Consider the following 13,870-nt stretch of genomic DNA (forward strand, 5'->3'; position numbering starts at 1 on the left):
CGGGCCGCCGGTTCCCCCTCGGGAGCCGGCGGCCCGTCGCCGTCCGGGGCACGGAACCGCGGGCTAGCGTGAGCGCCATGGACATCACCATCCACACGACGGTCCTCCCCCACGACGACCCGGACGCCTCGCTGGCGTTCTACCGCGACGTCCTCGGCTTCGAGGTCCGCAGCGACGTCGGGAAGGGCAAGATGCGCTGGATCGCGGTCGGCCCGCCCGGTCAGCCCGGCACGTCCCTCCTCCTCGCTCCCCCGGGCGCCGACCCCGGCATCACGGACGCCGAGCGCGGCACCATCTCCGAGATGATGGCCAAGGGCACCTACGGCTGGATCATGCTCGCCACCCCCGACCTCGACGCCACCTTCGAGAAGGTGCAGGCCGCGGGGGCCGAGGTCGTCCAGGAGCCGATCGAGCAGCCCTACGGCGTCCGCGACAGCGCCTTCCGCGATCCCGCCGGCAACCTGATCCGCATCCAGGAACAACGCTGAGCCCGTTAACCTCGGGCCATGGCCACCTCGCAGCCCGCGCCGCTGCCCGTCCAGAAGCGGGCCTGGGACACGCGTGAGCGCATCCTGGCCGCCGCGGTCGCCTGCCTCGCCGAGGACGGCTACGCCGCGACGACGACCTCGCGCATCCAGGAACGCGCCGGGGTGTCCCGCGGGAGCCTGCTGCACCAGTTCCCCTCGCGCGACGACCTGCTGATCGCCGCCGTGCAGCACCTCGCCATCCAGCGTGCCGGCCAGGTCGACGTGCCCGAGGCGGCCGGCACGATCGACGACGCCGTCGAGCAGATCTGGCTCACCTTCCACGGCCCGCTCTTCACCGCCGCCCTGCAGCTGTGGGTCGCGGCGCAGCACAACCCGCAGCTCGCGGCGGCGCTGCGGCCGCCGGAGCACGAGCTGGGCCGGCACATCCGCGAGCTGATCACCGGCCTGTTCGGGCCGGAGCGTGTCGCGCACCCCGGCTTCGCCGACCTCGCGCCCGTGCTGCTGGCGAGCATGCGCGGGGTCGCCCTGACCTACACCTTCGAGCCGCGCGACCACCGGAGCGACCCGAACCTCGCGGCGTGGAAGCGGCTGGCCCACCGCATCCTCGACGCGTGAATTAGTACGGCTTGACTAATTGCCTCCGAGTCGAAAGGCTGCGGAGATGACGAGCGTCGCCTTCCCGCGGGTCCGCACCGAAAACGGCGTGGTCCGGGGTCTCGAGATCGACGGCCTGCACCACTTCCGCGGCATCCCTTACGCCGCCCCGCCGTTCGGGCCGCGCCGGTTCCTGCCGCCGCAGCCCGCCGCGGACTGGGACGGCGTCCGCGACGCCACCGCACCCGGGCCCGCCGCGCCGCAGGTCGCAGAGGAGAACCCGCTCGGCGCGGTCTACGCGGCGACCGAGACCGGCGAGGACTGCCTGACCCTCGAGGTGTGGACCCCCGACCCCGGCCACGCGAACCTGCCGGTGGTGGTGCACATCCACGGCGGCGGGTACATCTACGGCGCCGGCTCGCTGCCCGGCTACAGCGGCAGGAACTTCGCGCGCGACGGCGTCGTGCACGTCGGCATCAACTACCGGCTGGGCATCGACGGCTTCCTGTACCTCGGCGAAGGTCACGACAACCTCGGGCTGCGCGACCAGTCGGCGGCGCTCGCCTGGGTGCAGCGCAACATCGCCGCGTTCGGCGGGGACCCCGCGCGGGTGACGATCTTCGGCCAGTCCGGCGGCGGCGTCAGCGTGATGAACCACCTCGCGCTGCCCGCTTCGCGCGGCGCGTTCGCCGGGGCCATCGCCCAAAGCGGGTGTTCGATGGCGTCCGTCGACGTCGACGAGGCGTGGCGCGTGACCCGGCAGGTGGCGCGCGACCTCGGGGTCGCGCCGACCGTGGCGGGCCTGTCGGCGGTCGGCCTGGAGCGCACCGCGGCGGCGTCGTTCAAGGCACTGAAGCGGTACGCCCTGGGCCTGGTCAAGGGTGATCGCCGGGCGCTGCTGCTCAGCCCGTTCCGCGGGGTGCACGGCACGGAGTTCCTGCCGGCGAACCCGGTCCGGTCCGCCGGTGCCGCACCGGGCGTCCCGCTGCTCGCCGGGACGGTGCGCAACGAGGCCGCGCCGCTGATCGAGGGCATCGCGAGCGTCGCCGGCCCGGTGGCGCCGCTGATCCGCCTGGGCCTGCGCCGCACGCTGGGGATGGACGCCCCGACGGTGCGCGCCTACCGCGACGGCCCCCGCCACGTCCGCGGGCTGGCCGCCCTGGTCGAGGCCGGCTGGACGGACTGGGGGTTCCGGATCCCGACGATCCGCCTGCTCGAAGCGCGTCCCGAACCGTCGTGGCTCTACGAGTTCCGTTGGCAGCGCGAAGGAATCCCGCCGGGCTCCGGCGCGTTCCACGCCGTCGACCTGCCGTTCGTGCGCGACGACCTCGAAACGGTCATGGCGCTGGGAGCGCCCGCGATCGACCGGTTCGGCAGCCGTCCCCCGCGGGAGCTGGCGCGGCGCGTGCACGCCGACTTCGTCCGCTTCGCCACCACGGGAGATCCCGGCTGGCCCCGGTACGACCGCGACGGGCGGACGACCATGGTCTACGACGAACAGAGCCGGGTCGTCCAGGACGCCGCGGGCGCCGAACGAGCCGCCTGGAACGGCCGCCGGTAGCGGCCCGCCTCAGCCGAAGGCGATCATGAAGACGGTCACGATGCCGAGGAGGTAGACGGGATAGCCGATGCGCGCCGCCCGGCGCAGGGTCTGTTCCGCGTCGTCCCGTTTCAGCGTGGCGAAGCGCTTGCGCAGCATCGCGATCAGCACACAACCGGCGGCCAGCAGGATGAACGCGTAGTAACCCCATTCGAGCGCCACGATGTAGCTGACCGACGGGAGCTGGGACGTCACGTTGTTGAGCAGGACCGCGGTGCTGAGGATCGCGGTCACGCCCATCGACACCGGCGCGCTGCCGTCGGCGGCCTTGAAGAACAACGACAGGTACGTGACGCAGATCAGCAGGATCAGCGGGAGCAGGTTCTTGATCAGGAACGGCAGCGTGTCCCGCTCGATCTCGATCTCGGCCGCGTACTGGCTGTAGTAGATCCCGGTGGCGGCGCCCGCGGACTGGCCGTCGCCCAGGGCGTCGCTGCTGCCGACCGTCTGGCGGAAGAAGTGCACCGAGGACGCGACCCAGTTGGGGACCTGGTTGATGGTGGCCTCGGCGTCGGCGCCGCTGCGCAGGTAGGCGCGCGGATCCTGGTCGAGGATCTCCTTGTCCGTCACGTAGGAGACCTGGTCCGCGGTCTGCGTCCGGTTCTGCAGCAACACGGTGAGCCGCTGGTGGTCGAACGGGAAGTCATGGAACTCGAAGCTGCTCTTGAAGCGGTCGGCCACCCGGTAGAGCCGGTAGGTGCGCCCGTCCTCGGTGACGTCGCGCAGCGGCTCCCCCAGCTTCAGGTCGGGTTTGACGGCGTTGACGAACTGCACGTCGGCCGCGCCGTTGTTGCCGGTGTACTTGAGCCAGACGAAGAAGTCGACGAAGTACGTGCCGTCGGTCGTGTCGAGGTCGCGGACCTCGTTGAGGTTGATGCCGGTCGCCACCACCTGGCGCCGGCTCAGGTACCGGTTCTTGACCGCGATGACCTCGCCGTCGGCCAGCCCCGCCTGCAGCGCGTCACCGGACGGCGGTTCGTAGATCGTGAACTGGACGGGCGCCGAGACGAACCGGGCGCCGTCGCTCGTCACCACCGACACGGCCATCTGCGCGGACCCGCTCGCGTTGAAGTACAACGGCCCGAGCAACGCGGGAAACGAATTCTTCCGGTCCTTCAACGACGCCAGGGAGTCACGCACCCGCTGCCGGTCCGCCGCCCGGTGGTTCCCGTCGAAGCCCAGCCCGCCGACCTCCATCGCGTGCAGCCCGACGTTCAGCGCCTGCCGGGCCGTCGCGGCCTGCCACAACGGGCGTTCGCCGTAGCGCTGCTCGAAGGCGTCGGCCCACACCTGCGCGGGGCCGGACAGCGAATCCTGGGCCAGCGGCGTCGCCATGAACAGGTTGCCGGTGAGCGCCCCCGGCCGCCCGCTCTTGCGTTCGGCTCCGGTCAACGCGTCGTGGAAGGCCCGGGAGCTCAGCGAAGAGGTGCCGAGGACGGGCGCCGTCACACCGGCGGACCGGAGCCGGTCGATCACCTCGAGGCCGCTCTTCTCCTTCAACGCCAGCACGATCGGCTCACGCGGGTCGTGCGCCTCGAGCGCGGCGACCGCGGCGTCGACCGACGCGGCGCGGCTCGCGGGCGCGGCGGAGATCGGCAGCTCGGCGGTCACCCGGCCGAACTCGCCGAAGGACTCCAGGAAGGTGTCGTGCGCCGACCGGCCGTCCTCGTCGTCGTCGTAGATCACGGCCGCGGTCTTAGAGCCCAGGACGTGCGAGGCGTACACCGACATGAAGTCGCTCTGCGTCCGGTTGCCGAACATGCTGCGGAAGTACCACTCGCTGCCGTCGGTGATCCGCGACGAGCTGGCCGACGGGGTGATGGCCGGGATCCGGGCCCGCCGGTAGATCGGCGACGCCGCGAGCGCGGTGTCACTGCTCCCGTGCCCGACGACGTAGAGGACCTTGTCCTCCCGGACGATCTGCTGCGCGATCCCGATCGCCTTGTCGACCCGGTCCGCGTCGTCGTAGACGAGCAGCTCCACCGGGTGCCCGTGGATCCCGCCCGCCGCGTTCACGGTGTCGAGGTGCATCCGCACGGCGTGCTCCATGTGGGCCGAGGTCACCGCGTTGTCCCCGGTCATCCCCGCCACCAGCGCCACGTAGACGGGTTCGCCCCGCTCGGCTCCCGCCGCCGTCCAGACGCCCAGCACCGAGGCCAGCACCACGGCCGCGCCCACGGCGATCCAGATCTTCTTCCAGCCGCCCTTCGCCCGGCCGGCACGGACGTTGGCCGGCGGCCGCTCCGGTTCCACCAGGTCGGCGACGTCGGCCGGCGTACTCGGTGGCGTGGTGCGCACCGCCTTGAGCGCCCGGCCGGTCTCGGGATCGGCTTTGATCTCGTAAGCCCGTTCGAGGCAGAACCGCCGTTCGCCCTCGGTCGCCACCAGTTCGGCGAGCCACCGCCACGCCGGCTCGTAGCCGTCGTCCTTCGCCAGCGCGACACCCAGCAGTTCCCGGGCCCGCGCCGGGTCCGAGGCCCGGAGCCCGATCGCCCGATGGGTGAGCGCGACCGCGGTGTCGGGTTTCTCCGGCACGGGGACAGACCTCCGAAATCGGTTTTCGCTGAGCACCCCACAGTAGGCAGCACCCGCTTACCCGATCGATGAACCTCTGTCCCCCGATGCGGTCACCACCGCGGTGCCGCCGGCCGGCCACTGTGGACGGTCGGCGGCACCCGGGTCGTCAGGCGAGCGGGCCGTACAGGCTGTTGCCCGGCGCGTCGGCGTCGGTGCTGGTGAAGTACTGCCGGGTGGCGGCCGAGATCTCGTCGTGCGAGAGGTAGCCACTGCCGTCGGTGTCGAGCAGGCCGAACGTGTACTCCGCGTCGGTCTCCGGAGTGCCGTAGCCGACCTGCAGGCGCACCCACTCCGACCGGCTGAGCTGCCCGTCGCCGTCGGCGTCGCCCATCGCCAGCAGCGCGTCGATCGCCGGCTGGAACAGGTCCTGGTAACGGTCTTCGCCGGCGAAGACCGTCATGCCGCCGGTGAACTCTTCGCGCGACACCCGGCCGTCACCGTCGGCGTCGAGGTTGCCCACCAGGGACTCCCAGACCCGCTGGAAGCCCGAGGTGACGGCCTGCGCGGCGGCTGTCTCACTGGCGTACCCGAACGCGGCGGCCACCTGCGCACCACGCTGCACGAAGTCTTCGTGCTCGATGAAACCGTTGCCGTCGGCGTCGAAGTGCCGGAAGAAGTTCGACCACTTGCGCTCGAGGAGATCCTGGGACACGAAGGTCCTTTCGTCGGGGAAACCTTGCGGCGCGTCACGATAATCGGGACCCACCCACCCCGGCCGAGACCGGTGATCACCACCCAGCGCAACCACAAGCGGCCGGCCACGCGCTGCCGGATGACCCGTTGGGGAAAGAACCAGCGGAATCGGGCGACGCGGCCTCACCGGATCGATGGGTTGTAACAACCGCTGCGCGCCGACGACTTGATGTTGGTCGACGAAGGAGGCGCTCGGTGACGGACCCGGTCACGGTGGAACCGCTCGAAGAACTGACAGCGTTGTGGGCACCCGGAAGCGCGGTGCTGTGCGTGGGGGAAGGCGACGACGGGATCGAGTCGGTGGCGACCTGGCACGTCAGCCCGCCCGGCGACGCGACGGGAGCGTGGATCTACCCCGCCGACGACGTGTTCGGCTCCCAGGACGCGGCGCGACGTGTCCTGACGTTCGTCGAGCGCCGGGCGATCGCCGCCGTGCACCCGCGGAAACTGCGGGAATGGCTCGACCGGCTGACCACGACGGCGAAGGTGGACATCGAGGACGGCGGGTGGGAGCGGCACCTGTTCTCCCCGGTGGACGCGTTCCGTGAGACGGCCGAGCGGCGGCAGCAGTACGCCGCGACCGTCGAAGCAGCACGCCAGGACAGCAAGACGATCACTCCCCTGGAGTGGACGCACGACCTTCCCGACGACGCCGAGGTCCAGGACTTCGCTTCCCTGCAGCGGGTTGCGCGCATTTCGGCCGCGCCCGGGACGCCCGTGGTGTCCGAGGTCCTGTCGATCGCCCGCACGCTGAGGTGGCTGGTGTCCGTCTGGGCGGAGACGGAGCAGGTGAAGAACCGGCGCCGCTACGTGCGGGCCGCGCACGGGGATCCCGATCCGCTGCCGCCCCGGTGGCTGGCCGCGGTCCGATCCGCCAGCACCAACCGGCTGCCGCTGTGAAAGCCGCGCACGGCTACGCCGTCATCGACACCGAGACCACCGGGATCCTCACCGGCTGGCACCACCGCATCGCGGAGATCGCGATCGTCCACGTGGACCCGCGCGGCACCGTCACCGACGAGTGGGTGACGCTCGTCAACCCCGAGCGCGACCTGGGCCCTCAGGCCATCCACGGCATCCGGGCGGCCGACGCCCGCCGGGCACCCCGGTTCGAGCACCTCGCGAGCGAGCTCGTCGAGCGGCTGAGCGGGCGCGTGGTGGTGGCGCACAACTGGACCTTCGACGCGATGCACCTGCGTGCCGAGTTCAGCCGGCTGGGCATCGACACGCCGTTCGAACCCGACGCCGGGCTGTGCACCATGCGAGCCGCGGGCCGGGCGCGGCTGGGTTCCGGGCGGTCCCTGGTCGACTGCTGTGCGGCCGCGGGGCTGCCCGAACGTGCGTGGCACACCGCGCTCGCCGACGCGCGAGGCGCGGGCGAGCTGCTCGGCTTCCTCCTGCGGCACGCGCCGGACGCCGTGCGCGTCACCGATGCCCAGCTGCACGCCGCGAACTGGACCTGGCCGCACCTCGAGCGACGCCACACCCCGGCGGCGCACCGCACGGCGATCGGGCACGTCGAACCGCACTTCCTGGCCAAGCTCGTCGAGCGGCTGCCGCGGGACGGTGAACCGGCCGTCGACGCGTACTACGCGATGCTCGACGACGCCTTGCTCGACCGGCAGATCTCGGCCACCGAAGGCGACGCGCTCGTCGAGATCGCCCACGACCTCGGCCTGCACAAGAACGAAGTCGTCGCCTTGCACCTGAGCTACCTGCGGGACCTGGCGCGCGAAGCCTGGGCGGACCAGGTGGTGACCGACGAAGAGCGGAACGATCTGCTCACCGTCGCCATCCTCCTGGCGCTCGACCCGGCGATCGTCGAAACGATCCTCGACGAGGAACGCGACGCCGTCCGGGAACCGACGCCGGGGCCGGAACGCCAGGTCGGCGGACTCGTCCTGCGACCGGGCGACAAAGTGGTCCTCACCGGTGCCATGCGGCGCGAACGCGCCGACATCGCGGCCGAAGCCGCCGCGGCCGGCGTCCGCGTCACCGGATCGGTCAGCAAGCAGACGCGCGTCCTCGCCGCGGCCGATCCGGACTCCATGTCGGGCAAGGCCAAGCGAGCGCGCGAATGCGGCGTCCCGGTCGTCTCGGAGCACGCTTTCCTGCAGGCACTCGCGCGGCTCGTCGGCTAGGCCGGTCTGTCGCTGCTTCGCCGGTCCGGTCGGTTACTCCGCCGCCGGGTGAGTGCCGCCGCGGGCCACTACCACCGGGCAGAGTGCGTACGACATCATCGCCTGGCTCGTCGAGCCCAGGGCCAGCGCGGCCAGGCCGCGGCGGCCGCGGCTGCCCACCACCAGCAGCTGGGCCCGGTCGGCCAGGTCGAGCAGGGCCTGCGCCGGGCGGCCGCGCTGGACCAGCCGTTCCACCCGGACGTCCGGGTACCGCTCCTGCCAGCCCGCCAGCCGCTCGTCGAGCAGTTCGTTCGCGGACTGCTCGATCGCGGTGCCGTCCATGGTGCGGCGGCCTTCTTCGAAGACGCCCGCCAGGAACGTGTCGTGCCAGGCGTGGACCGCGACCAGCGGTGCGCCGCGCCAGGACGCTTCGTCGAACGCCACCGCGATCGCGTCTTCGCTCGCCGGGGTGCCGTCGACGCCGACGACCACCGGGCCTTCGGTGGGCGCGTCGTCTTCGGCGACGTGCGGGCGGATCAGCGCGACCGGGCACTCCGCGTGCGCGGCCAGCGCCAGCGACGCCGAGCCGAGCAGCACCCGCGCGGCCGTCGAGAGCCCCGGCGTGCCGAGCACGACCATCGCCGCGGACGCCGATTCGGCGATCAGCCCCTCCGCGGGCTGTTCCGGGCGGAGCACGACTTCGGGGGTCAGGTCCGGCGCGACCCCGGCCACGGCGGCCCGGGCCGCGTCGAGCAGCCGCTGCCCCCGCGCGCCGACCAGTTCGTAGAGATCGTCGAACGTTCCGCCGGCGTGCGGATAGGCCACCGGCAGCTCTTCCGTGGCGTGCACGAGCCTGAGCCCGCGGCGGCGCGTCGCGGCGGCCCGCGCCGCCCAGCGGACCGCCGTCAACGCCGGCTCCGATCCGTCGACTCCGACCACCAGGTCTGTCGCGCTCGCCATCCGCGTCCCCGCCTTCCTCGTCCGGGACCCGAGTAAAGCACCGAACGCCGCCCGCGGCTCGCGGACGACGCCCGGTGGGGTGACGGCTACTTCTGCCACTGCCCCGGTTTCGGCACCCCCGGCAGCGCGGTGGTGTTGTTCCAGCTGGTCTGCGGGTTGGCCAGGCCGCCGCCGGGCTGCTTCCACAGCTGGAGGTTGATCGGGCGGCCGCTCTCCATCGCCGCGGCGAAGCTGTGGTGGCCGTCGCCGGCGAGCTTGAGCTGGTTGGAGCCCGGCGGGTAGTAGACCTTGACGTCCAAGGGCTTGTCCATCAGGCCGTCCGCCTTCCACTTCGCGATCTTGTCGTCGATCACGCCCTGGAAGACGTGCTCCTGCATCGGGGTCACGTCGCCGTAATTGCTGCCGCTGATCTTCTGCGGCTCCGGCTTGAACGTGTACTCCCCCTGCAGCTTGCCGTTCGCGCCCGGCGGCGGCTGGTGGAAGTCGTCCTTGCCCGGCGGCGGCTTCGACGCCGGGTTGCCCGTGGTGCCCGGCGCGCCGCCCGCGTCCGGCTTCGGGTTCGACGGCCCGGGGGTGTCCGGCTTCGGCTCGGCCGGGGTGTCGGGCTTCGGTTTCGTGCTCTGCGGCGGCGGTTCCGGCCGGGGCGGCTTGCTGCTCGACGGCGTCGTCGTGTCCGGCTTGGGCTTGGGCTTGGGTGGCACGATGGGCCTGCCGTCCGGCCCGAGCTGCGGCTTCGGTTTCGGCTTGGGCGGCACGATGGGCCTGCCGTCGGGCCCTAGCTTCGGCTTCGGCTTGAGCGGCGGCGGTGTGGGCTTCCCGTCACTGCCACCCGTGTTCCCGGCGTCGTGCCCGCCCCTCGGGGTCTGCGGGGCACCGTTGCCCCCGCCCGCGGACTGCGAGCTGGTGCCGCAGTTCATCAGGCCCAGCGCGTCGAACTCCGCGTACGGATCGGGCACGTAGGCGTACGGGTCCGGTCCCGGTTCCAGGCCCAGCGGGTCCTGGCTCAGGTACCGCGCCGTCGCCGGGTCGTAGTAGCGGAAGACGTTGTAGTGCAAGCCCGTTTCGGCGTCGGCGTACTGGCCGGGGAACCGCAGCGGCGTCGGCGCGGCCGTCAGCTCCCGGCCGTGCGCGGTGCGGCGGCTGGTCCACACCAGCCCGCCCCGCTCGTCGAGCAGGTCGGTCGGCGTGCCGACGGCGTCGGTGACGAACGTGCGCAACCGCGTGCCCTGGGCGTCCCGCTCGCGCTGCACGACCGGGGTGACCGTGCCCGGCAGGTGGTCCCACGTGATGATCCGGCCCGGCCCGGCCTCCTCGATGAGCGTGGTGCCGTCCCAGGTGTAGATCGTGGTGGCGGTGCTGCCGTCGGCGCCGTGGCGGGTCTTGCCGACGCGGCGGCCGAGCGGGTCGTAGTGGTAGCGCCACACCGTGCCGTCCGGCGTGGCCGCCGCCGTGAGGCGGTCGCCGGACCACGTGAACTGCACCGCGCCCTGGGTGACCCGCCGGCCGTAGCCGTCCTCGGTCACCGCGAGGTCCGCGGGCGGGAGCAACGTGCCGCCGTTGTCGTAGCGGTACTCCTCGCGCCCCTGCACCGAGGTGACGCCGACGACGCGCCCGGCGGCGTCCCGCGTCAGCGCCGTGGTGCCGGTGACGTCGTCGTGCAGCGTCGCGAGCGTCCCGTTGGCCTGGTAGCCGAACGCCCGCCGCTGCACCGGGACGCTCCCGGCGGCGACGGCCTGCGTGGCGAGCTCGCCCTGGCCGCCGTAGGTCTGGCCGAGCTGGGCGGCGCCGTCGTGGCGGCCGATCACGCGGGACGCGGTGTCGTGGCGGTAGACGATCGCGTGCGGGCCGGCCAGCAGCCCGATCGGCCGGGCGAGGTCGTCGAAGAACCAGGTGCTCTCGGCGTCGCCCGGGGTGCGGCGGTGGATGTAGCCCGACTCGTCGTACTCGAAGCTCACGCTGCGCCCGTCGACGGTCTCGCGCACGACGCGGCCCAGCTCGTCCCGCTCGAACTCCACTGTGGACTCGCCGTTCGCGGCGTGCGCCAGGTATCCGACGGGGTCGTACCGGTAGGTGGTGGTTCGTTCCGGCGCCCGCACCTCGACGAGGTTGCCGATGACGTCGTGGCGGTAGGTGGTCACCAGCCCCGCCGGGTCGGTGGAGCGGACCAGCTGCCCGGCCGCGTCGTAGGCGTAGGTGCGGGTGCGCCCGGCGAAGTCGGTCTGCGCCTGCAGCCGCCCCAGCTCGTCGTAGCGGTAGAGCCAGGTGCGGCCCTGCGGGTTGGTCACCGAGGTCAGCCGCAGCTCGGTGTCGTAGCCGTACACCGTGCGCGCGCCCGCCGGGTCGGTGAGCGCCGTGAGCACGTCGAACGGGCCGTACTCGCGGCGGGTGACGCGGCCCAGCTCGTCGACGTGCTCGGTCTCGTTGCCTTCCCCGTCGTAGCGCCAGGACGCGCGTTCCTGCCGCGGTCCGACCCGGGCGGCCGAGCGGCCCTCGACGGTCCAGCTCAGCGCGACCGTCCCGGTCGCGGTCGGCAGCGCCCGCGGCCGGCCGAACTGGTCGGGCTCCACACCTTCGGGCGCGGGCGGCTCGTCGCCGCTCAGCGAGATGGGCGTGGCGACGCCCATCGGGGTGGTGCGCGGATCCGGCGCGTCGTCTTCGTACCGGCGGTGCCAGGTGGTGTCTCCACTGTGGACGGTGATCGCGGCGGGCCCGCCCGCGTCACCCTCGACGAGCACCACGGAGCCGTCCGGCCGGTGCACCTGGGTCAGGGTGCCGTTCTCGTCGTAGCCGTAGCGGGTGGTGCGGCCCAGCGGGTCGGTGCGGGAAAGCAGGCGGTCGTAGCGGTCCCATTCGGACAGCGTCACGCCGCCGATCGGGTCGACCTCGCGCACGACCTGGCGCGCGTCGTTGAGGTGGAACTCGGTGACGTGCCCGAACGAGTCGGTGTGGCGCGTGAGGTGGTCGTCGTAGGCGAACGTGCCGTCGAGGAAGCCGCCGTCACCAGTGGTGCGGACGCACCGGCCCCGCTCGTCGTAGGTGTAGGCGTAGTGGACGTCGTTGCGGTCCTGCCACGACGTGAGGCGCCCGGCCTCGTCGTAGCCGAACCGCTGCGCCTGCCCGGAGGAGTTGGTCACCGCGGACAGGTGGCCCTGCGGGGAGTACTCGAAGCGCAGCGCCGTGACGTCCGGCAGGCCGTCGCCCAGGACGACGACCTCGCTCACCCGGCCGCGCCGGGTCCGCAGCGCGACGCGGACGCCGTCCTCGCGGCGCAGCAGGGTCGGGGTGCCGAAGTCGTCGTAGAAGACCTCGACCCGCTGCTCGCCCTCGAAGGCGCGCAGCGGCACCACGCGCCCGGAGCCGGAGAACTCCAGCACCGCGTCGTCGGTGGTGAGGGTGAACGTGTCGCCGTCGCGGGTGAGCGGCCAGCGCGCGCCCTCCAGCGGCAGCTGCTCGCCCTCGCCGCGCGGGTAGACGAGGATCGTGCCGGCGGGTGAGAAGTAGCAGACGTGCTCGTCGTCCACCTCGAGCCGCTGGTCCACAGTGGACGACCACGAGACGCCGAACCAGTGGCCCGCCCGGTAGGTCGACACGTGCGTGCGCGCCAGCACGAGCGAACCGAGCTCGAGGTCGAGCTGTTCGAGGATCACCTCGCCGCTCGCGATGTCGACGGGGTCGTCCTTGCAGACGCGGTTGTCGGGGTCGGGAGCGGTGTCGCGCGGGTTGTCCGGCTTGTTCGACGACGGGCTGGTGCCGCCGCCCCCGGACGAGCCCTTCCCGCCGCCGCCGTTCCCGTTGCCACCGCCGTGGCCGCCGGGTGGCGTGTCGCCGTTGGTCCCGTTACCGGACGGCGACGTGCCGTCGTTCTTGGGCGGCGGGCCGTCGTGCTTCGGCGGCGGCGTCCCGTCCGCGCCGGAGGTCGTGGTGCTGTCGCCACCCTTGGGCTTGGGCTCCGGCGCCTTCGGCGTGCCGTCGATCTTCGGGGGCTTCTTCGGCGCGGACACCTTGCCGGGCTTGATGTTCTTCAGCGCCTTCGCGGCGTCGCCGAACAGCGAGCCGGCCCGCTTCAGCAGCGGGATGAGCGCTTTGAGGGCCTTGACGAGCCGGGTGACGAGGTCGGCGATCTTCGACGCCGTCTTCGCGACCGCGCCGATCACCTGCGGGACGACCCAGGTCAGGCCGATGCCGAGGGTGAACACGACCTGCAGCGCCCAGCTGATCAGGTGCCCGACCAGCTCGGCGATGATGTCGCGCACCAGGGACCGGACCGCGCCGACGACTTCACCCGCGGTCTTCACGCCGCTGGAAGCGCCTTCGCAGCCCTTCTGCGCGCTCCCCAGCAGGGCGACGAGGTCCTGCGACTGCTGCCGGTAGGCGTCGGACGCCGGCCCCGTCCACGACTGCAGGTCGGCCTTGACCATGTCGCCGAAGTCGGTGCCGACGCTCTGCAGCTCGCCCGCGATGTTCTTCCACGTCTCCGACTGGGCGGCGATCTCGTCGGCGTTGCCGGTGAGGCCGTTGAGCGCTTCCTTCAGCGGCCCGACGTGCTCGATCAGCCAGCCCACCCCGGCGGCGAGGATCGCGCCGAAGGGGTCCATGGCCATCGACAGCGCGTCGAGGGCGGTGCCGACCGCCCCCATCGCGACCGAGGCCCAGTCACCGCTCTCGATCGCGGACTTCAGGTCGTTCGCCGTCTCCAGCAGGGAGATCCCCGAGTACGCCTTCGTCGAATCCTGCGTCGGCGCGATCAACGGGTTGCTCATGTGGTGGAACCATCCTCAGTGGGGGGACCGCTCGCCGGCTCACTCTGCCCGGCCCGAGATCTTTTCAAGCTACCAACC

The 13,870-nt window shown here is 72.3% G+C and carries 9 protein-coding genes; 5 read left to right on the forward strand and 4 right to left on the reverse strand.

The window, feature by feature from the left end:
* The first annotated feature begins 77 nt into the window (after nt 1–77).
* From OHS58_RS15050 to OHS58_RS15060, 3 genes are read left to right on the forward strand one after another with little or no spacing between them, the layout of a single operon-like run.
* Nucleotides 78–488, forward strand: a complete 411-nt coding sequence (locus OHS58_RS15050) for a VOC family protein (RefSeq protein ID WP_247051428.1) — start codon at nt 78–80, stop codon at nt 486–488.
* A gap of 18 nt (nt 489–506) precedes the next feature.
* Nucleotides 507–1,103 (forward strand): TetR/AcrR family transcriptional regulator, encoded by a 597-nt coding sequence (locus OHS58_RS15055; RefSeq protein WP_326949246.1) that lies wholly within the window; start codon nt 507–509, stop codon nt 1,101–1,103.
* Nucleotides 1,104–1,149: 46 nt separating this feature from the next.
* Nucleotides 1,150–2,643: a carboxylesterase/lipase family protein gene (locus tag OHS58_RS15060; RefSeq protein ID WP_328648658.1), complete on the forward strand. Its 1,494-nt coding sequence runs from the start codon at nt 1,150–1,152 to the stop codon at nt 2,641–2,643.
* Between the two features lie 9 nt (nt 2,644–2,652).
* On the opposite strand, the gene OHS58_RS15065 is transcribed toward OHS58_RS15060, so the two are convergent.
* Nucleotides 2,653–5,217, reverse strand: a complete 2,565-nt coding sequence (locus OHS58_RS15065) for an ABC transporter substrate-binding protein (RefSeq protein ID WP_328648659.1) — start codon at nt 5,215–5,217, stop codon at nt 2,653–2,655.
* Between the two features lie 148 nt (nt 5,218–5,365).
* Nucleotides 5,366–5,911, reverse strand: a complete 546-nt coding sequence (locus OHS58_RS15070; RefSeq protein WP_326953610.1) for an EF-hand domain-containing protein — start codon at nt 5,909–5,911, stop codon at nt 5,366–5,368.
* 236 nt (nt 5,912–6,147) lie between these two features.
* Between OHS58_RS15070 and OHS58_RS15075 the strand changes: the two genes are divergently transcribed.
* Nucleotides 6,148–6,852 carry a DUF6218 family protein gene (locus OHS58_RS15075; RefSeq protein WP_326953611.1) on the forward strand — a complete coding sequence of 235 codons (705 nt, stop codon included), beginning with the start codon at nt 6,148–6,150 and terminating at the stop codon, nt 6,850–6,852.
* Nucleotides 6,849–8,093, forward strand: coding sequence for an exonuclease domain-containing protein (locus OHS58_RS15080; RefSeq protein ID WP_328648660.1), 1,245 nt, complete (start codon nt 6,849–6,851; stop codon nt 8,091–8,093). Before OHS58_RS15075 ends, OHS58_RS15080 begins: the two co-directional genes overlap by 4 nt.
* 33 nt (nt 8,094–8,126) lie before the next feature.
* Here OHS58_RS15080 and OHS58_RS15085 read toward each other — a convergent pair whose 3' ends face one another.
* Nucleotides 8,127–9,032: a universal stress protein gene (locus OHS58_RS15085; RefSeq protein ID WP_328648661.1), complete on the reverse strand. Its 906-nt coding sequence runs from the start codon at nt 9,030–9,032 to the stop codon at nt 8,127–8,129.
* An 86-nt stretch (nt 9,033–9,118) separates the two neighbouring features.
* On the reverse strand, nt 9,119–13,792 hold the full coding sequence (locus OHS58_RS15090; protein ID WP_328648662.1) for an RHS repeat-associated core domain-containing protein: 4,674 nt from the start codon (nt 13,790–13,792) through the stop codon (nt 9,119–9,121).
* Nucleotides 13,793–13,870: the final 78 nt, after the last annotated feature.

This window comes from Amycolatopsis sp. NBC_00348 (genome assembly GCF_036114655.1).
Taxonomy (GTDB): Bacteria; Actinomycetota; Actinomycetes; order Mycobacteriales; family Pseudonocardiaceae; genus Amycolatopsis.

Coding starts and splice junctions, on each gene's coding strand:
- OHS58_RS15050 (WP_247051428.1), top strand. CDS start 78: ATGGACATCACCATCCACACGACGGTCCTCCCCCACGACGACCCGGAC.
- OHS58_RS15055 (WP_326949246.1), top strand. CDS start 507: ATGGCCACCTCGCAGCCCGCGCCGCTGCCCGTCCAGAAGCGGGCCTGG.
- OHS58_RS15060 (WP_328648658.1), top strand. CDS start 1,150: ATGACGAGCGTCGCCTTCCCGCGGGTCCGCACCGAAAACGGCGTGGTC.
- OHS58_RS15085 (WP_328648661.1), bottom strand. CDS start 9,032: ATGGCGAGCGCGACAGACCTGGTGGTCGGAGTCGACGGATCGGAGCCG.
- OHS58_RS15090 (WP_328648662.1), bottom strand. CDS start 13,792: ATGAGCAACCCGTTGATCGCGCCGACGCAGGATTCGACGAAGGCGTAC.